This window comes from Mesorhizobium sp. WSM4832 (assembly GCF_055811115.1).
Genome location: NZ_JBVVQH010000020.1, coordinates 81,887 through 101,374, shown reverse-complemented (window position 1 = coordinate 101,374; position 19,488 = coordinate 81,887). Strand labels below are relative to the sequence as shown.

Sequence of the window (19,488 nt, the reverse complement as noted above, 5' to 3'; positions counted from 1 at the left end):
CGTCTGCAGCCGGCTTGACGGCAGCAATGGGCTTGCCGCCGTGATAGGTAACGTCGGCGCCTGTCAGGCGGGCGCCGCGGGCAAGCACGACCCGGGCAAGTTGGGGCGGCGTCATGGGGTCGATCGCAAAGCGGGGCGATGCTTGACGCATGGCCTTCCCTTTCTCTTCCATGAAGTGCGGCTCGTCGTTCTTGGCTGACTGGCTTCCGCCGCGCAGCAACCAGGCGTTGTTGAACGAGACCGGAATGACGCAGGGGAGTCAACCAAACTCCCAATGCTTTTCTTTCATCGATGAAAGGAAATTAGGCTGTCATGATAATATTTTATCAGTTTTTCAGATGTTTTCCGGCAGATAGATCTCAAACGGCAGAAAAGTCTGCCCAAGCGTCTCCGAAGTGCCGACCTTGATGGCCTGGGCCATCAGCGCCATCAGTTCCTGGCAAAGCAGGCGCTGGGGCGTGGCGACCGACATCGTGATCGTGCCATCTGCGAGTGCTGCTCGTGACTCCGGCGTGATCTCGTTAACGATCGCGACGAGACCCCGGCTTTCGCCTTCTTCACGGAGCGCGGAGATCGCTCCCTCCATACCTCCGCCGGCCACATAGAAGCCGGTGAGTTCGGGTTCACGTTGCATGAGATCCAGCGTAGCCTCGTAGGTGATCTGCCGTCCCTCGAGGTTGACGAGCGGATCGAGCATCTCGAATGTCGGTGCATTCTCACGGAAATAGGAGCGAAAGCCGACCTCCCGCAGCTCCTGCCCCTGAAAACGGTGGCTGCCGACAAAAACCGCCACCTTGCCCGGCCGTCTTGCGGCCTTTGAAAGCATCCACGCTGTCGTCCGCCCGACCTTGCGGTTGTCGAGGCCGATATAACCCTCACGAACACCTTCGGCGAAATCGGAAAGCAGCGAGAAAACGGGGATGCCTTTTACCTTGAGTTCTTGGACGGCTGCCGTGATCGCCGGATGGTCCGGCGCCACCATGGCGATCGCGTGGCAGCGCGCGCCGAATTCCTTGAGCAGTGGAACAAGGTCGCACGGCATGTGCGACGGCGCGAATGCGAGGAGCGAAGTGCCATGGAAGCAGTTCGCCGCGCTGACCGCCGCTTCGATCTCACGCGCGAAGCCCTGGTAGAAGTGGTGATTCGGCTTTCTCAGGATGAAGCCAAGTCGATATTGCGGCAGGTCCCGCTGCAGGCGCTGCTTGATAAGACCTGCGGCGTGATATCCGATGGCCTGTGCCGCTGCTAAGACCCGCTGCGCAGTCTCCTCCCGCACCGGATGACGGGCATTCAGGACTCGGTCAACGGTGGCAACACTGGCCCCGGCTTCCCGGGCGACATCAGCAATTGTGGGTCGCTTCGCCATAGTCCGAGTCTGATTAAAACGACATCAGGAATAAACCCGGCAAAGGTAAGTAAAATCTGTCATTCCTGCATTGATCCTTTTCGCTACCGGAATTCTTGTCGTGGCGTGGTGCGAGGTAGAAGCCGAAATATGGAACCACCGCCTTCCGACCGTCTTCGACATCATCATGCCCATAGATCATTGATTCCTCTATGCCAAGGTCGCTTTCAGTGCGAAGGGCGCGAGCGAATTGTTCAGCCGTGTCGACGAGAGCTGACCGCAGTGCGCTCGGATCGAGCTCCGCGCCCGGTTCCACGAACCGTCGCAATTTTCGCAAGCGTAAGCGCATCATCGATGGCCTGTGTGTCATGCCGGGGCGAGATTTCATCGGCCCCCCGAGAGGCTGTTTGGAACCCGCGGCTCGATTGTCAGGCGTTTGCGACCAGACAGGCGATTCAATCGGTAGCGATGCTGCCGACTTGCGCGGCTCGGGCCCTATCTTTGGCTGGCCGGTTGATGTCTCGGCAGGCTGGTGGCCGCCGAACGCAGCTTCCAATTGCGCCTGATCCAATTCGCCTTCCCAGCGGGCGACGACCAGCGATGCCACCGCGTTACCAATCAAATTCGTGAGTGCCCTGCATTCCGACATGAAGCGGTCGACGCCAAGGATGAGCGCCATTCCAGCAACGGGAACGGACGGCACTACGGAGAGCGTAGCGGCCAACGTGATGAAGCCGGCACCTGTAACACCTGCTGCACCCTTGGAGGAAAGCATCGCTACAAGCAGCAGGAGGACCTGATCGCCAACTGACAGATCAGTATTCGTCGCCTGCGCGATGAAAAGGGCCGCGAGGGTCATGTAGATATTGGTGCCGTCCAGATTGAAGGAGTATCCGGTCGGGATGACCAGGCCCACGACCGAACGCTTGGCGCCGGCATTTTCCATTTTCTCCATGAGAGAGGGCAGCGCGGCCTCGGAGGAAGACGTTCCGAGGACCAGCAGCAGCTCTTCCTTGATGTAGCGGATTAGAGAAAAGATCGAGAAGCCATTGTAGCGACAGACTGCACCGAGAACCCCGAACACGAAGAGGAAGGCCGTGAGATAGAAGGTGCCAACCAGCATCGCAAGGTTGGCCACCGAACCGATGCCATATTTGCCAATCGTGAAGGCCATTGCTCCGAAAGCGCCGATCGGCGCGGCTTTCATCAGGATGCCGACCAATTTGAAAACGGGTGCAGTGAGGTTCTGAAGGAAGGAAAGAACCGATTTTCCCGTTTCTCCGACCATGCCCAGCGCGATGCCGAAGAGCACAGAGAAGAACAATACCTGTAGAATGTCGCCTTCCACGAAGGCGCCGACAATCGTCGTCGGGATCATGTTCATCAGGAAACCGGTCGCGGACTGCTCGTGGGCCTTTGCGGCATAGCCATTGACGGCCTGGACGTCGAGCGAGGTCGGATCGATGTTGAGGCCGGCGCCAGGCTGAATGACATTGCCGACGATGAGGCCCACGATAAGCGCGAGCGTCGAGAAGGTGAAGAAATAGACCATCGCCTTGCCGGCAACACGGCCGACCTTCTGAAGATCGCTCATGCCGGCAATTCCAGTCGACACGGTCAGAAAAATTACGGGCGCGATGATCATCTTGACGAGCTTGATGAAGGCATCGCCGAGCGGCTTCAGGTTTTCTCCGATTTGCGGATAAAAATGGCCGACTGCAACTCCAAGCATGATTGCGACAAGCACTTGCACGTAGGGCTTGGCGCAAAGAGTCTTGCGGGGTGCGCGGTTTGCGTTGGCGGCCAGTGGGGTCAACATGTAAGTTTTCTCTCCCTGACCGGTTGGGGGCGGGCTCGTCCTCCCGTCCCGCGCTTCTCCCATCGCCGCGCTCCGGTCGGACGCTGCTGCAATGTTGGTCGCAAGAGCCGTGCCCATGCCAAGAAAACGCGGAAACAGCCGGGGTCTCCGGTATTTGCTACAATTGCGCAGCAAGATTGTGCGGTTTTCTGCACGGATCGCCTTCCCCTCCTGGCGGAATCCCGCACTATGGCTCGTCAATGGCGGTCTGAAGAATGCAATGGGCAGAAAAAGACATTGGCAAGGGCGCCTCCCAGCGAAAGTGTTGACGCTCTGCATCCCACCGCTTCGCGAAAAGGCGCGAAGACATCCCGATCCTCTCGTCGCGACGTGAAGCAAGCCCCGCCGGTCCACACCAGAGCAAGCTCGCCCAATTATGCTGCGGCCCGCGGAGCCAAGGCGCTCATGCTGATGCCGGTCAACAACGGCTCCTGGACCGCCAATGGCAAGCGCCAGGGTTGCCGCGAGCGATTCAGTCGCCGATCGCTTCTCATGGAGAACGCACACGGAGCGGCTGGGCTATCGCTCGGATCTTATTATGGCCGCACACTCGTCATCCGTGTCGACGTGTTTGAGCTGCGGGTTGCGCATGACGGAGCCGGCGGCTTCTCCACCGAGCCTTCGAGCGCCACCAGCGTTCGGAGCGCCGTAGCCGTCACCTAGCCGAGATGCATGTGAAGGGCGTGTCGACAAGCAGGCTGTGCGGCCATGCGTTCTCTGCCCTCATCGGCTTAGGCCATCACAAGCGGCTGCACGAGAGCTGAAGACCTTACCGAGCGCCCGCTTCTCAAGGGGTTTGATTAGCTCGATGAGAAGGCTATCACTTATCCATAGCATGGATGCTCGCGATCTAAACAATCGATTTTACCAATCCGAGCCTGGCGTTCATAGACCGCCCATGTGACGTGCACCGCCGAATGCGAAGTTTATAACAATGCAATTGGCAACGACCAAGATCGGTGGTGGCTGGTCCGGGCCAGACACGTTCAACCATCTTAATGCTCATGGTGTTCTGAAAGGGACAATGTAGATGCTTGTTAACAGCTCAAGGATGGATCGGTTCGTTGTATCTCGGCGGCGCGAAGGTCTCGGTGATTGCCTGTGGTCTCTCGCGGCGGCTTGGGACTACGCACATCGAACGGGCCGAGCTTTAGCAATAGATTGGCGCGGCTCATGTTACCTTAAGGACTCTTTTGCGAATGCCTTTCTGGCTTTCTTCAAACCCATTGAAGAGATCGCTGGTGTACCCGTCATTTGCGATGACCAAATCAACCACATCTCATTCCCCGGTCCCTTCTTCCCGTCGTGGTGGAACAAGCCATCCATAGACTGCGTGTACCGCCCGGATGAACAGATTTTCCAAGAACGTGATGAGCTTAAAGATCTCTTCGAGGCCAAAGACGATTGTGAAGCCAACACGGTAGTATGTGATGCGTGCTTGATGTGGCGTTGCGATGAGCAAGCCGAGCGAACGATATTTCGGAGCATCACACCGAGGGTCGAAATCGAGGACCGGATCGAAGCGCTTTACGACGAACACTTTGCGGGGCACAGCATAATTGGGGTCCATGTCCGCCACGGCAACGGCGAGAATGTTATGGATCACGCACCTTACTGGGCTGATCCAAAGATTGCCTTAGAGCAGGTATGCACTGCCATTCGTATGGCCAAAGCGCAACCGCATCCAAGGCCTGTAAGGGTGTTCTTGTGCACAGACAGCGCCCAGGTTGTTGATCACTTGTCGGGCCTATTTCCCGAAATCTTCACGATCCCAAAACGCTTCCAGGCCGATCAGGCCGGCCCCTTGCACAGTGCAGCACTGGGTGCCGAGGGGGGGATTTCCGCTCTCATTGAGATGTATCTCCTCGGTCGATGCGACACTGTTATTCGCTTTCCTCCGACTAGCGCCTTCAGCCGCTATGCCCGCCTCTTCGTGCCGCGAATTATCGAATTCGATTTAAATGACCCGCGTCGTCTGATCTCGATTGATAACGCTTTAGAACGTTCCCCGGCTCCATGAAAGCGTTGGCATCGCGATCGAACTCTTCCTCGCGCAGCGCCGCGGGTCGGCCTGCCCAATTCGCGCCCTTCTCGCCACGCAACCCCGCTCCAGGCAAGCATCTTCGAGGGCGCGTCAAAATCAAAAGGACTCAAGCTTGTCCCAGAGAAAAGTAGCTTTAATCACCGGGATCACGGGGCAGGACGGTTCCTACCTCGCAGAATTGCTTTTAGAAAAAGGCTATTCTGTACACGGGATAAAGAGACGCTCGTCTCTTTTCAATACAGATCGTATTGACCATCTCTATCATGACTCTCATGAAGGTGGCGTGGATCTTACACTTCACCACGGTGATTTGACGGACTCGTCCAGCCTTACGCGCGTCATCCAACTGGTTCAGCCGGACGAAATTTACAATTTGGCAGCTCAGAGCCACGTTGCAGTCTCCTTTGAAGAACCAGAATACACCGCGAACTCCGATGCCCTGGGTGCGCTGCGTATCCTCGAGGCAATTCGGATCCTGGGGCTCGTCAAGCATACGCGCTACTACCAAGCCTCGACGTCTGAGCTCTACGGGCTGGTGCGGGAAACGCCACAGACCGAGACCACACCGTTTTATCCCCGATCCCCCTACGCTGTCGCCAAATTGTATGCTCACTGGATGACCGTAAACTATAGAGAAGCTTACGGTTTGTATGCATGTAACGGCATCCTATTCAATCATGAATCACCCGCCCGCGGGGAAACATTTGTAACACGCAAAATCACGCGTGCCTTGGCTCGGATTAAGCTTGGGATGCAGCGGAGCCTCTTCTTGGGCAATCTTAATGCGCTTCGCGATTGGGGGCACGCCCGAGACTACGTCCAGATGCAGTGGTTGATGCTACAGCAGGAGCAAGCTGAAGACTTCGTGATCGCCAGCGGCGAGCAACATTCGGTCCGCGAATTCGTCACTGTCGCGGCCGCTGAACTCGGCATTCGTGTTCGTTGGGTAGGGGAAGGGATCGACGAAGAGGGGTACGATGCAGAGACGGGCGCTTTGATCGTAAAAGTAGATCCCCGCTATTTTCGTCCTGCAGAAGTCGAGACACTTCTCGGCGATGCCCGCAAGGCCAAAGAAAAACTTGGGTGGGCGCCCAAAATCTCCTTCATTGAATTGGTTAGGGAAATGGTTCGGGAAGATTTGCGCATGGCAGAGCGTGATGCAGTGCTGATGAAGCAAGGTTATCATTCACACAGTCCACGAGAGTTATGCTGACAACGGCGACGCCATGCCGGATTATTGTTAAGTGCCATGGTGGCCTTAAGAAATGGCCCAAAGAAGCGGCTAGAGCGCTATTAGCGCTATCAATGGAAAATAAAGATGAAGAAAGTCTATGTAGCAGGCCATCGCGGCCTTGTTGGATCCGCCACAATGAGAGCGCTAGAGGCGTTAGGTTCCTATGAAATAATAACACGCACTCACGACGAACTGGATCTATTTGATCGGAGCGAGACGCGCAGGTTCTTCATGTCGCGGCGGCCCGATTACGTCGTTATGTGCGCCGCAAAGGTTGGTGGTATACTGGCGAACGCTAGCTCCCCCGTCGATTTCCTTCATAACAACCTGGCCATCCAACTTAGTGTTTTTGATGCCGCTTACGCTTCCGGCGTCGAGCGGATGATTTTTCTTGGCTCCTCGTGTATCTATCCACGCGACTGCCCGCAGCCGATACGTGAGGAATACCTTCTAACGGGTCCGCTTGAAGCGACGAATCGTCCCTACGCTTTGGCAAAAATCGCAGGAATCGAGTCATGCTGGTCTTTTAACCGGCAGTACCAGACGCGCTATCTCACGTTGATGCCGACCAGCTTATATGGTCCCGGCGATAATTATGACCCCGGAAATTGCCACGTTCTGCCTGCTCTGATACGCCGTTTTCATCAGGCTAAATTGAACGGCGACTCCTCGGTAGAGGTCTGGGGATCCGGAAAGCCTCGGCGAGAGTTTATGTATTCGTCGGATGTAGGCGATGCCATTGCATTCCTGATTGGCTTGGCAGATTCGGACTTTGACGCGTTAACAGCTCCCGACACGGCGCCCCTGATTAATGTCGGCGTTGGCGAGGACGTCACAATTCGCGAGGCAGCGGAACTGGTTAAGGCGGCCGTCGGCTGGGAGGGCAATTTGGTATTCGACACGACGAAGCCAGACGGTACTCCGCGCAAGTTACTGGACGTAACGCGCTTGCGTAACCTTGGCTGGAAAGCCAAAACGCCACTTGGTGCCGGGTTGCAAGCGATGTATGAGGATTTTCTCCGCGTTCATGGGACTTGATGTTGATGCGCGCATCCTGGTTGGACTGCATGTCCGGGTCTCGTTGATGGCGAAGCGGCTTGCCCTGAACCTATCACTTGCGTGTGCAGAGCGCCAAGCTGGCGTAGCGCGATCATCCTGACGCTCTGGGATGTCAGTGGCAGGTGACCGCTATGCTGTGAGCACGCTTGGCCTTAACTCGATCGGATCGACCCCAACGCGGTCATGATCATCGTGCCGCGCGCACGGCCTTTGCCGCTGAGTAAGTCGATCAGCTGCGAGCGCTCGCCGCGACAATACTCCAGTATGGTTCCGCACCGCCGACCTTGGTGCCAGACGACTCCGGCCGGCTGTTTCGAGCCAGTGCTGGCTCGAAACAGCAGCGCCTCTCGGAGTCGAAAACCTCCGAAATCAATTCCGGGTTTAACTTTTTCGGCGATAGCTGTTGAGGCGTCCGGGAAAGGATCAAAGGACTGCGCTTTTGCCTTCATGCAATGTCTTGCCCAGTCCGACCAGGTGGGCCGCGGCTTGACCGGTGGGCATGTCAATGACCGTGATCGCGCTTGCTGCAAGGAAACGACGCTCGTTCTTGGTCAGCGTTGCTGAATCGATTGCCGCAAAATGTGGGCCATTGGAGCGCTTCATGATTTGTCGGGCATAGGTGCGCAGCATCTGATCGTTGAAGCGGCAGCCGAGGAAGAAAAGACCACGGCTGGCTCGCCGTTCCTTCACGAGGTGAGGAATCGGCGTCTGGATGTCGATTTCGCTCAGCACTTCAACGTAGTCGGAATCCGCGACGAGGAAGTTTGCCGCCGGCCTGGCACCGCCATGAGGGGCGTAAAGAACCGTCTTCGCCGCTGGTGCGGATTCGAGTAATATCCCGGACAAATCGTAGGCTTTCGTCCAAATGTCGCCGATCTCGTGCGCCCGTGTTACGCCCTGTATTTCGACGACGTCCGTTCGGCTTGCCTGTATTAGGGCAGCCCGCATGGCACCGTCGTACCAACTGTCGACGATCACGGAGAGCGGCAGCCTTGCAAGCCAGGTATGCAAGACGGTCGGCACCACCGGATGCGCGAATATTTCTGCCATCCAAACTTGAAGCGTCCGGCGGTGCCGGCGCTGTTCGATGTACTGCGCAACCGACCACATGTTGGTGCGAATCTTCGCAGGGGCCGGCGTGCGCTTGTTGAGCGCTGCGGCAACGGCTTCGGGGGTATGCGGTACCGGCGGTCCCGCGGAGCGGATCTCAAGCAGACCTGGACCGAGATAGGGGATGACCTCGTCGGCCGCGAGCGCTTTCTTCAAAAGATCAAGCTGCCTTTCGGCAAAACTGTCCCGAACGACGACGAGGTGGCCCGAGGTCATTGTGTTCATGCTCGTATCCCTTTGCCGCTCTCTTTGTGTCGACCCGAAGGTCAGTCCTCGTCAGAAATCTTCGTTGCCTCCACGGTAATCGGCAAAGGCGTATCCCGAGGAAGGTCGGGCAGGACTAACCGCCAGCCGTTCTTGAGCGTCACAGCCCCACCCCATAGGTGCTCGTTGTCGACCTTGATGATCGGCTCTTCGAGATCCTTTTTGGGAATATAGGCCGACAAGCGATCACCGGTCCTGCGGATCATTACCTTCATCCGGCCGTTCCTTTGTTAAAGCCAGCACCGACTTCGGCACAGCAAGCAGTCCGAGCGGTCTCAAGGCTCATGAGCTCACGCGCACGCATGCCGACGACGGTGCCGCGATCGACCCATTCGACCGCATAGATGTAGAACTGCTGGAGAAAGGTGCCGACGTCGCGCACATAGCCCTCGTCGCCTTTGCGCACCAGGTTTTGGCCGATATCCTTGCCGGGATAGGTGCCGTCATTCTTTATGTGGCGTGTGGCGCGGACCCGCTCACCTGGCAAGAATCGCGGGGGTGAACGGATTTCGACGTCCTGTTCGCGTCCGAGGCTCATGGCTGTTCCCTTCTCGCGGCTGCGGCTTTTCAGCAAGGAGTCAATGGTCCTGCCGAGGCGCCTCGACTGTATGGATGGCCGAAATGGAGGGTCAGGCGGGGACGCAAGTCTTCGATACCGGACAAACCGCGGCGCATTGCTGCGTTTCAAACGTCCCCTCGCATTCGGTGCACTTTTTCGGATCGATCACGTAGGTCTCGCCCTTGAACTTGATCGCGCCGGAAGGGCATTCAAACTCGCAGGCGCCGCACTGGGTACACTGGGAAGCGATGATCTTAAAGGCCATTTACAACTCCGGTTCGGTTTGGAATGAGACGGCTCAGGCCGTCGCAGCCAGTGGCTCGCCCCCAAACTCGGCGGCGTAAAGCGCGCCGATGGCGGGCTCGATGTAGTCATACCCGTAAGCATCTGTTGCTCGGATACCGCATTCCTTGAGGCGATCCTCGGGGCAATTTCCAATTCTCGCGCACAGCACGATGTCTACGCCTTCGAGCGTAGAGATAACGCCGTCGAGGTTCTTGTCCTCGGCCCAGCCGCCGAGGCAATACTGTTCGACCTTGCGATGACCGACGAAGCTGATCCCTTTCGGCGAGGCCTCGTAAAGTTGGAATTCCTTCGCGTGGCCGAAATGTTCGTTGATGCGGCCGCCACCCTTGGTCGCCACCGCGACCAGAAGCGACTTGCCGGAGCCCGCGCTCTTGACCATCTCGAGCGCCTCGCTCTTGGCCGCCCTGCGATCGCCCCGCTCGCGCGCGACCACCGCCCGATAGGTCGCGCGCTTGCTGGCGTCGTAGGCGACCTTGTCGGGAAGGCGGTCGAGCGTGAATTCCTGGCCACGATCCCCGCCGAGCAGGCCGACCGCATCGGCCCGGCACTGCCGACAGTGGCGCATCAGCTTGGCGCCGCCTTCGAGACGATCCTGAAGGGCCTTCAACTCCATTGGCTTGGGGCCGCGCTGCCCGCTCAGGCCGTAGTGCGTACCGTGCGCCGGGTCGGAAATCAGCGGCATGATATTGTGCAGGAATGCGCCGCGCTCCTTGACCCATTTATTCACCTCGACCAGGTGGTCGTCGTTAACGCCGGGGATCATTACCGAATTGATCTTGGTGAGGATGCCGCGCGCCGTCAGCATCTCCAGCCCCGACATCTGTCGTTCGTGCAGGATCGTGGCTGCCGCAACGCCGGTATAACGGCGGCGATCATAGAAGATCCACGGGTAGATCTTGGCACCGATCTGCGGGTCGACCATGTTGATGGTGATCGTCACGTGATCGACATTCATTTCGGCAAGCTCGGCGACGCGGTCTGGCAACGCGAGCCCGTTGGTGGAGATGCACAGCTTAATGTCGGGGACTTCCTTGGCGACCCGTTCAAATGTCGCCCTTGTGTTCTTCCAGTCGTAACAGGCATCACCCGGTCCGGCGATGCCAAGTACGGAAAGCTGCGGTACTTCGTTGGCGACCTCGATCACCTTGCGCAGTGCCTGGTCGGGCGTCAGCCTTTCCGAGACGACCCCAGGCCGGCTTTCGTTGGCGCAGTCATATTTGCGATTGCAGTAGTTGCATTGAATATTGCAGGCCGGGGCGACGCCCACATGCATGCGCGCGAAATAGTGGTGCGCTTCCTCTGAAAAGCAGGGATGATCCTTGATTTTCTCCCAGACAGCTGTGTCCATCTCGTGCGGCTTTGCGGAGGAGCCGCAGGATGAAGATGCGCAGCCAGCCGATTTCGCTCTCGCCGGCGACTGATCGAAGACTGTCGTGCCGGAATGGCCGTTTAGCGAAATCAGCGGTGCGGACATCAAACGGCTCCGTACGTGGTATGAGCATCGCACTTCAGAGCGCAAGAGATATGCCAACTCGAAAAGCGGTTTTTATCCGTCAATGTTGGCTTTTATGTCGGCCTTTGTGCCCACCGTGTCCGTTTCCTGCGACACGGTTGTGTCAGGTCCCCGACGACGGTCAAAACGTGGTCGCTAAACGTACCCGATCGTGTCTCAGTTGCGCGCATTGCCGGGGAGCAGCCGTGCCCCCAAATCGTGTATCCACGACATTTAGAACTTCTTCACGCCGATGCGATGCCGGCGCAAAGCATAGCCGACCTGCCGCGGCGTGAGACCGAGAAAACGAGCCGCCTTGGCCTGAACCCAGCCGGCTTTCTCCATTGCATCGATCAGTCGGTCGCGTTCCGTCAGACGCGGGTTCATTGCAGGACAAGCGGGATCAGTGGGGTCGCAGGTCTTGCCGGGCGAAGCCTCGTTCTGGGAAGCGCCGACTCGCATGGCAGGCAGCGGCGAACCAACCGGCATCACATTGCCACGTGCGAACTCGTCGACGGCATAGCCCGCATTCGAACGGCCGACTCCTTTCCACAGAAGCGAAGAAAGGCACTGGCTGTTCTGGCAGGCGAAATCCGACGCAGTTATTGTCATCGAACGCGCAAGTGTGGCCGTCCGTCGCACACAATTCTCCAACTCACGCACGTTGCCAGGGAAATAGCATTGCGACATCAGGTCGAGCGCCGATGGCGTGAAGCAAAGATCGCGATGATTCTCCTTGTTGAATCTGTCGAGGAGGGCTTTCGCAAGACGTGGAATATCGCCCGGCCGCTCTCTGAGCGGAGGCAGGACTATTGGCACCACATTGATGCGGTAATAAAGGTCGGCCCTGAACTCTCCATTCCGGACGGCCGTCTCGAGGTCCTTGTTGGTGGCGCATATGAGCCGCACGTCGACCTTTAGGGTCCTGGTGCCGCCCACTCGCTCCAGTTCTCCTTCCTGCAAGACGCGCAACAGCTTGGCTTGGAAGGCAGGCGAAATCTCGCCGATTTCATCAAGCAGCAGGGTCCCGCCATTAGCCAATTCGAACCGGCCGGCCCGCTGCAGGATAGCCCCGGTGAACGCACCCTTCTCGTGGCCAAACAGTTCCGATTCCAAAACGCTTTCGGGCAGTGCGGCGCAGTTCAACTTGACGAAGGATTTCTGCCCCCTATGAGAAAGCCTATGGATGGCCTGGGCAAAGAACTCCTTGCCGGTACCGCTTTCGCCTCGCAGAAGCACGGTGGAATTGGTCCTGGCCACGACCGAGACGATCTCGAGCACTTGCTTGAGGGCGGGACTTTCTCCGATGATTCCGTCGATCTTAACATGCGGATGCCGGGCCGGGTGGGTCCTATCCTCGTCGAGCGACTGCTCTGGTCCCGGTTGCTTCTCGACAAGTTGCTGACGAGCTGTGCTCAAAGTGCGATGGAGGCGAATGGTCCGAGCGACCAGATTGGCGACCATGGCCAGGAAGCGTAGGTCCTCCTCGTCGCGGAACTTGGTGGTGACGTTCCTGTCGCGGTCGATCGACAGTGTCCCGAAGATCTTTTCGTCAGCCTTTAGCGGGACACCGATGAAGGCAGTTGCGATCGTATCGCTGCTCGATTGAGGATCAGCCTGAAATAGCTCAGAGGTGCTGGTGTCTTGTATGACGACCGGCGCTCCGGTAGCGACGATTTTGTCTATTACGGCCTGGGGTACGACGCTGCCGGCGCCTGATCGAGGCACAGTGCCGCGGTCAGTTGCGCTAATCTGCGGCTGTCCTTCGGCGTCCAGGAGGACGATTGCACCATGACGCGTCTGCACAAACGAAGAGAGGATGTTCGCGACATTGGCAAGCGTAATCTCCAGCCGGGCCGGGGCCGTCAGAATCTTCGATATCTCGTAGATGCCCCTGAGCAAGCTCTCCGCATCGCGCACCGCTTCGAGCGCAGGCTCAGACGGGGTGTTGCTTGATGCAATTTCACCGGCCTGATCTGGAAGCATGTGAGCCATGCGAACACCTCAATGGTTGTCTAAGGTGCTCCTCCTGAGCCAGTTCTTGTATGTAGAGTTCAAGGAACATAGTATTGTCAGCTTTTCGGCAATTTTTGCGGACAATATTGAAGGGGCTTCAACGCGATTGCGAACCTATCGTTATCGCACTTTGCGCCAGTCATCCGAACTTGAAGAGAACGCCGAAGCCGCCGCGCGGATAATTCCACACGATCTCACCGTTGCCCTCGCACAGCACGCGACACGTGCCGCATTCCATGCAGCCGTCAGAAGTGGTCTCCACCTGGCCCTTGTCGTTCAACTCATAGCACTTGGCCGGACAGATGTGTGTCAGCGCAAGCAGGTTCGCGCTCGGCCTCTCGTGCGGCTTCACTGTGATATGCGGGCGGCCCGGATCGACCAGATAACGGTTCTGGTACAGCTTCTCCTCGACGCGTAACTTCGTCACGGCAATCGTCATCCTGTCTCTCCTTCAGCGCCATGCAAGTGCCAGACGGACCACATCACTGATCAGCCCCCAGCGCGAACGCGCCTTGATGAAGGCAGCAGTGGTTGCCTTCTCCTTGTCGATTTTGGGAGTGCCGTCGACGCGCATGAAGTTCTGCGCGGCCTGCGACATCAACTGCGGGTAAGTCATGAAGAAATTGCGGGAATTGGTGTGTATCAGGGCCGGCATGTCCTTATATTTCATCAGGTCTTTGACGACGAAGGACTTGTCCAGCATGGTCTTGTAAAGCGCTAGGTTCCTCGTGATCATCGGCTGGTTCCGGCCCTTGATGTCAATGATTGCCTCGCCCGCGATCCGACCGGAAGTCATGGCAAGGTTCGAACCCTCGCGGTGAATAGCGTTGTTCAGCTGGGCGGCATCGCCGACAGCGACCCACCCGTCGCCGAAGAGCTGCGGAATTGCCTTGTAGCCACCTTCGGGAATGAGATGGGCGGAGTACTCCTTGACTTCCGAGCCCGCGATCAGCGGCCGGATCGAAGGATGGTTTTTGAAGGCGTCGAGGAGGACGTATGGGCTCTCCATTGTCTTGGCGAAATCGGAGACGAGGCAGCCGATGCCGAGAGAGATCGACTCCTTATTGGTGTAGAGGAACGCAAGTCCGGCCATGCTGCGGGAGATCGTACCCGCCGCTTCGATCACGCAGCCTTCGTCCCCTTGGAGGCCGAACCGCTGCTCAATGACCTCATCGGGCAGGAAATGCATTTCCTTGACAGCGAGCGCCACGCTTTCTGGCTTCGGCATTTTGCGCAGGCCGGCCCGTGTACCGAGCAGTCCGTTGACACCTTCTGCGAGCACAACGACGTCCGCGTAGATCGGCCCGCCAGCCCGGTCGGTGCGCACGCCGATCACCTTGCCCCTGGCATTGCGAACGAGTTCGGTCACCGTCGTCTCGCACAGAACCGTCGCGCCGGCCGCGCGCACCTTACGCGAAAACCACTTGTCGAATTGGGCGCGGATGATCGTGTAGCGATTGGGTTTCGCCTCGTTGAAATCATCCGATCGATACTGCATCCCGGTGTGGGAGGTGTCGTCCATCACCCAGAATCGCTGCTCGACCAGATGCCGCTCGAGAGGCGCATCATTCCGGAAATCCGGGATGATTTGCTCCAACATGTCAGCGTACATGATGGCGCCCTGAACATTCTTGGAGCCGGGATACTCGCCGCGCTCCAGCTGAAGCACCGTCAAGCCCTGGCTTGCCAGAGTGTAGGCGGCCGCGTTTCCTGACATACCGGCCCCGACGACGATGACGTCGAATTCTTCCTCGATCATGGCCGTTTCCCTTAGCTCGCAAGCTTGTCGTGGCTGTGCGGCGACAGTCGCCGGGTGAAAGCTTCCGTCAATGACGGCAGGAAACGAATCGCATCGGTGACGATGCCGAGATGGGCAAAGTCGAAGATCGGGGCATTCGGGTCGGTGTTGATGGCCACGATCAAATCAGCCCCCTCCACGCCAACCCGATGCTGAATGGCGCCCGAAATCCCGGCCGCTATGTAAAGCTTTGGCCGGATGGTCTTGCCCGTTTGGCCAACCTGCCGATCGGCCGGCATCCAGCCCTTCTGGACCAGCGGGCGCGAACAGCCAAATTCCGCGCCGATTGCGCGCGCTAGATTCTTCACAAGCTGCAGATTCTCCGCTGAGCCGAGGCCAAGGCCTCCGGCAACCACGATGTCGGCGTAGGCGAGATTTGCCTTTTCCGATTGGCCATCGAGGCTGAAGCCAAGGACTTTGGTGATGATCTCTTCCTCTATCATCGACAGCTCGTGCCGGATGACACGCCCGACCGGCTTATCCGTCCGCGGTGGCATGGCCATAACCCTCGGTCGTACGGTGGCCATCTGCGGCCGGCAGTTGAGCGTATAGATCGTGCATAGCAAGGAACCGCCGAAAGTAGGACGGGTCGCGGCGAGCGAACCATCGGCATCCACATCGAGTTCGGTACAGTCGGCAGTGAGCCCTGTCAGCAAGGTCGTCGCTACTGAGCCAGCGAGATCCCTGCCGAGCGTGGTGGCACCGAGAAGCAGGATCTCCGGTTTATGGGCATTGACCAGATCCGACATGGCCTTGGTGAAAGGCTCGTTGCGATAATCGGCAAGCAGCGGTGCCTCGACGAGGTAGACAAGGTCGGCCCCGTAAGCGAAGGCCTCCGCAACGGCATGCTGGGTGGTCTCACCCGGCGGTCCGAGCACGATCCCCGCAAGCTGGATGCCAAGCTTGTCGGCGAGCTTGCGGCCTTCGCCAAGCAGTTCGAAGGAGACGGGATGGACCTCGCCGCGTTCGAGTTCCATGAATACCCAGACATGGCGATAGTCCCGAAAGTGCTCAGGCAATTCCTTCTTGATGCCGGCACGGCCGGCGGAAGCAGGGGTTTCGCGGTTCGCCTTCAACATCTCTCTCCTTGCCTTCACTGGCCGCCGTCGAAGGCGAGTTCGTGTTCCAGCGCTGGCTGGCGGGTGAAGATTGCGGCGATCAGTTCGTCAGCGAGGTGATGCTGCGTCTTGTCGGTCAGGTCGATCTGCGTTGCCTTTTCCGCCCGCGTGGCAGGGGCAAAAACGCGCTTCACGACTGTCGGCGAGCCGCGCAGGCCGCATTTGGTGATGTCCTCAATGCCAGCTTCGGCCGCGCTCCACTTCACGACCTGGCTGCGCGCGGCACGCAGGGCGTCGTCGAGCGAGCCCCTGCGGATTTCGTTGGTGCCTTCCAGCATTGTGATGAGACAAGGCAGCCTGCTTCTCAGCATTTGCGTACCGCCTTCCGAACGGCGCTCGACAGTGATCTCGCGCGCATCAAGATCGATAGAGGCGATCTTCGCCACATAGGTGAACTGCACGAGGTCGAGGCGCTTGGCGATGCCGGGCCCGACCTGAGCGGTATCGCCGTCAATCGTCTGCTTGCCGGCGAAGACGATGTCCGGCGCGCCGAAGGTCTCGCCAATTTTCATGATTGCCCGGGAAAGAGCGAAGGAGGTCGCCAGCGTGTCGGAGCCGGCAAAACATCGGTCGGTCAAGAGGACCGCGCGGTCGGCGCCGTAGGTGAGCGCCTTGCGCAGCGCATCTTCTGCCATCGGCGGACCCATCGTAAGCACGGTGACCTCGCCGCCATGGGCGCCGCGCAACCTAAGTGCCTCTTCGAGGGCGAATAGGTCGTAAGGGTTGATGATGGTCGGCACGCCCTGGCGCATGATCGTGTTCGTCACCGGGTGGACACGTATCTGCGCGGAATCCGGTACCTGCTTGATGCAGATTACAATATGCATTGGGTCCCTCTCGGCTCCAGTCCGCAAGCGGCTCTGGCGTTCGTCTCCTAAGCAGCATCATTCGTGCCAACCCTTCTGCGCTGCTCTGTTCCCTTTGACGTCGGTTGTTTTCTTCCGAAGCTGCCGTCGAGATGACCGGTTTTGTCGGCTTTTCGTCATTGTCGCGTCGCGACTTTGTCGCGCTTATTCTGTCCAGAACCGCCTCAGGATCGAATCGAACGGGACAAAGGCCTGGTCCCGAGTGGCCGGTTTGTCCGGATCGTGCTCTTTGAGCACCTTGAAGACCCGGTGCGTGAGTGGCGAGGATGTCGCGAAATCCTCATAGGCCCGTTCCAGCGTCGCACGCGCCCGTGCGGCGATCACCCCGTCCGAAAGACCGGCGAAATCCTCTTCGGCGAGGTATTGGCCCATGCGCTTCATGATATGGAGCCGTGAGACATCGAGCACCTTCGGATCATAAGAGATGCCAAGGACTGCGAAGAACTCCTCCGCAGCCGACAGGCCCTTCAGCCGGACGAGGATGTCGATGACATCGATGGCGCGGCTTTCAGCAAAACAGCTGCGCATTGCATTTTCCTTGGCCGGAAACGGCGGTCGGGATTGCGTCGTCGCCCGGACCTGGACCTGATTGAATTCCTCTCGCCTGGCTGGCGAAGACGGCGAAAGGTCACGCAGCTCCTTAACGATCTCGGGCATGACCTCGAGCACCCGGTCGACGTCCTCCTCGCCGTTGTTGCGCGAAAAGGAGAAACGGATTGCGCCGTGTGCTGCGCTATCGGGGATATTCATCGCCACCAAGACATGGCTCGGCTCCAGCGAGCCGCAGGCGCAAGCAGAGCCGGAGGAGCAGGCGATGCCCTCGCGGTTGAGGAAATGCAGTATGCCCTCACCTTCGATATGTTCAAAGGCAATGTTTGCGGTGTTCGGCAACCGCGCGCGTAAATCGCCGGTCACGAAGGCGTGTGGGATGCTTTGGAGAAGTTCTTTCTCCAGGCGGTCGCGCAATGCCTTTACCCGTGTGTTCACGTCGTCCATGAATTTCAAGGCAAGATCGGCTGCCACGCCGAGGCCGACGATGCCTGGCGTATTCTCGGTGCCCGCGCGACGGTTGCCCTCCTGGCGTCCCCCCTTGATCAGCGGACAGAAGCCCACGCCGCGCTTTAGATAAAGTGCGCCGACCCCTTTCGGTCCGTGTAACTTGTGACCGGAGAAAGACAGCATATCGATTGCCGTCGATTTCAAGTCGATCGCAAGCTTGCCGACCGCTTGCACCGCGTCGCTGTGGAAAAGGGCGCCGACGTTCTTGGCCAACTCAGCAAGCTCGAGCACCGGGAAGATCGTTCCGGTCTCGTTGTTCGCCCACATGACCGAGACGATCGCCACGCGCGGGGTGAGGGCGGCTTTATAGGTGTCGAGGTCGAGCTGGCCGTGGCGATCCACCGGAATCCTATGCACCTTGATGCCGCGCGTCTTCTCAAGGTGGGCGCAAAGCGCCAGCACAGCCGAATGCTCGACTGCCGAAGTCACGATCTCGGTGCGCTCAGGCATCACCTCGAGCGCCGAAAGGATCGCCGCGTTGTCGCTTTCCGTCCCGCCCGAGGTGAAGGTGATCTCGTCGTCGAATTCCGCGCCGATCAGCGTTTGCACCTGCAGGCGCGCCTTTCTCACCGCCGCCCCGGCGGAAGCGCCAAAATCGTGGGTCGACGAAGGGTTGCCGAATTGGTCGACAAAAAACGGCAGCATCGCTTGAACGACTTCAGGATCGACCCGTGTCGTTGCATTGTTGTCCAGATAAACAGGCCTCATGGATGTGATCCTTCTTCTGAGCGCAATCACGCAAAGCGCACGCCCGGTCTGTCATGATGATGGCTAGCCGAAGGAATTGCTGGGGCCACTCTCGGCCCGCCCTTCTTGGAGCCGGCGCGGCCGCTCGCCTCGACCTTGATGCACCAGCCTTGCGCCGGTTCGGCCCGGGATAGCGTGCTCTTTAGACCACGGCGTACTCGGTTTGGTGCATCACGGACGTTTCTCCTTCAGGCGCGTTCGCGAACAGCCACGCATGGACCGTGCCAAGGAAGGAGATCATTTCAAAACAACGTGATGGTTCCAACATTGCTATGTCGTATGTCCGACATCGGCGGGAATTGTTGAACGCGAAACGCCGTTGAATCTGGGTGAATTCCGCTTCGCCGAAGAGCAATCCGGTCGGGCTGTTCGCCAGGGATGCCCCGCCCGACCGATGCGTCCTGTCCAGTTTGTCGAGTGCGCGACGCAGCGCTGGCCTCACCGTCGCGTGCTGAGATCTCGTTTGGTCATTGAAGAATATGGAGAAAATTCTTCTGAGCTTTCTTCGGAGCCTTTGGCACGGCTATTGCGGCTCTGTCCTCGTAAGGCAGCGCGTGCCCGCGGCCGATATTCATCTCGCGAGTGGATATCGCGATCGATGGAACGCAGGAAA

Annotated in this window: 16 protein-coding genes and 2 pseudogenes; 3 read left to right on the top strand and 15 right to left on the bottom strand. The window is 58.6% G+C overall.

Features of this window, described 5'->3' with window-relative positions; translation table 11 throughout:
• Nucleotides 1-334 precede the first annotated feature (334 nt).
• Nucleotides 335-1,366, bottom strand: coding sequence for a LacI family DNA-binding transcriptional regulator (locus tag AC0L2L_RS25275; RefSeq protein ID WP_473582136.1), 1,032 nt, complete (start codon nt 1,364-1,366; stop codon nt 335-337).
• Nucleotides 1,367-1,853: 487 nt separating this feature from the next.
• Nucleotides 1,854-3,164, bottom strand: a pseudogene (locus AC0L2L_RS25270) (dicarboxylate/amino acid:cation symporter); the annotation flags it as partial.
• 1,069 nt (nt 3,165-4,233) lie between these two features.
• Between AC0L2L_RS25270 and AC0L2L_RS25265 the strand changes: the two are divergent.
• From AC0L2L_RS25265 to AC0L2L_RS25255, 3 genes are all read left to right on the top strand, one after another.
• A complete protein-coding gene (locus tag AC0L2L_RS25265) occupies nt 4,234-5,223 on the top strand; it encodes a nodulation protein NodZ (RefSeq protein ID WP_473582134.1) in 990 nt (329 codons plus the stop codon).
• A 136-nt stretch (nt 5,224-5,359) separates the two neighbouring features.
• The gene (gmd, locus tag AC0L2L_RS25260) at nt 5,360-6,460 is read left to right on the top strand and encodes a GDP-mannose 4,6-dehydratase (RefSeq protein ID WP_473582132.1); all 1,101 of its coding nucleotides are present in this window, start codon (nt 5,360-5,362) and stop codon (nt 6,458-6,460) included.
• A 105-nt stretch (nt 6,461-6,565) separates the two neighbouring features.
• Nucleotides 6,566-7,519, top strand: a complete 954-nt coding sequence (locus AC0L2L_RS25255) for a GDP-L-fucose synthase family protein (protein WP_473582130.1) — start codon at nt 6,566-6,568, stop codon at nt 7,517-7,519.
• Between the two features lie 173 nt (nt 7,520-7,692).
• Here the strand turns inward: AC0L2L_RS25255 and AC0L2L_RS25250 are convergent, their stop codons facing one another.
• From AC0L2L_RS25250 to nifS, 13 genes and pseudogenes are all read right to left on the bottom strand, one after another.
• On the bottom strand, nt 7,693-7,989 hold the full coding sequence (locus tag AC0L2L_RS25250) for a hypothetical protein (RefSeq protein ID WP_473582129.1): 297 nt from the start codon (nt 7,987-7,989) through the stop codon (nt 7,693-7,695).
• Nucleotides 7,964-8,875, bottom strand: a complete 912-nt coding sequence (locus tag AC0L2L_RS25245) for an SIR2 family NAD-dependent protein deacylase (protein WP_473582127.1) — start codon at nt 8,873-8,875, stop codon at nt 7,964-7,966. Before AC0L2L_RS25245 ends, AC0L2L_RS25250 begins: the two co-directional genes overlap by 26 nt.
• 41 nt (nt 8,876-8,916) lie before the next feature.
• Nucleotides 8,917-9,129, bottom strand: a complete 213-nt coding sequence (gene nifT, locus AC0L2L_RS25240) for a putative nitrogen fixation protein NifT (protein WP_473582125.1) — start codon at nt 9,127-9,129, stop codon at nt 8,917-8,919.
• Complete coding sequence (locus AC0L2L_RS25235) at nt 9,126-9,452, bottom strand: nitrogen fixation protein NifZ (RefSeq protein ID WP_473582123.1); 327 nt, start codon at nt 9,450-9,452, stop codon at nt 9,126-9,128. Before AC0L2L_RS25235 ends, nifT begins: the two co-directional genes overlap by 4 nt.
• A gap of 91 nt (nt 9,453-9,543) precedes the next feature.
• Nucleotides 9,544-9,738: a 4Fe-4S dicluster domain-containing protein gene (locus AC0L2L_RS25230; RefSeq protein ID WP_473582121.1), complete on the bottom strand. Its 195-nt coding sequence runs from the start codon at nt 9,736-9,738 to the stop codon at nt 9,544-9,546.
• A 33-nt stretch (nt 9,739-9,771) separates the two neighbouring features.
• Nucleotides 9,772-11,253 (bottom strand): nitrogenase cofactor biosynthesis protein NifB, encoded by a 1,482-nt coding sequence (gene nifB, locus AC0L2L_RS25225; protein WP_473582119.1) that lies wholly within the window; start codon nt 11,251-11,253, stop codon nt 9,772-9,774.
• Nucleotides 11,254-11,505: 252 nt separating this feature from the next.
• A complete protein-coding gene (gene nifA / locus AC0L2L_RS25220) occupies nt 11,506-13,266 on the bottom strand; it encodes a nif-specific transcriptional activator NifA (protein WP_473582117.1) in 1,761 nt (586 codons plus the stop codon).
• 160 nt (nt 13,267-13,426) lie between these two features.
• Complete coding sequence (locus AC0L2L_RS25215; protein ID WP_473582115.1) at nt 13,427-13,726, bottom strand: ferredoxin family protein; 300 nt, start codon at nt 13,724-13,726, stop codon at nt 13,427-13,429.
• Nucleotides 13,727-13,738: 12 nt separating this feature from the next.
• Nucleotides 13,739-15,046, bottom strand: coding sequence for an FAD-dependent oxidoreductase (locus AC0L2L_RS25210; RefSeq protein WP_473582113.1), 1,308 nt, complete (start codon nt 15,044-15,046; stop codon nt 13,739-13,741).
• 11 nt (nt 15,047-15,057) lie between these two features.
• Nucleotides 15,058-16,164 carry an electron transfer flavoprotein subunit alpha/FixB family protein gene (locus AC0L2L_RS25205; protein WP_473582111.1) on the bottom strand — a complete coding sequence of 369 codons (1,107 nt, stop codon included), beginning with the start codon at nt 16,162-16,164 and terminating at the stop codon, nt 15,058-15,060.
• A gap of 14 nt (nt 16,165-16,178) precedes the next feature.
• Complete coding sequence (locus AC0L2L_RS25200) at nt 16,179-17,030, bottom strand: electron transfer flavoprotein subunit beta/FixA family protein (protein WP_473582109.1); 852 nt, start codon at nt 17,028-17,030, stop codon at nt 16,179-16,181.
• 183 nt (nt 17,031-17,213) lie between these two features.
• Complete coding sequence (nifW, locus tag AC0L2L_RS25195) at nt 17,214-17,597, bottom strand: nitrogenase stabilizing/protective protein NifW (RefSeq protein ID WP_473582213.1); 384 nt, start codon at nt 17,595-17,597, stop codon at nt 17,214-17,216.
• An 84-nt stretch (nt 17,598-17,681) separates the two neighbouring features.
• A pseudogene (gene nifS / locus AC0L2L_RS25190) lies at nt 17,682-18,836 on the bottom strand (cysteine desulfurase NifS); the annotation flags it as partial.
• Nucleotides 18,837-19,488: the final 652 nt, after the last annotated feature.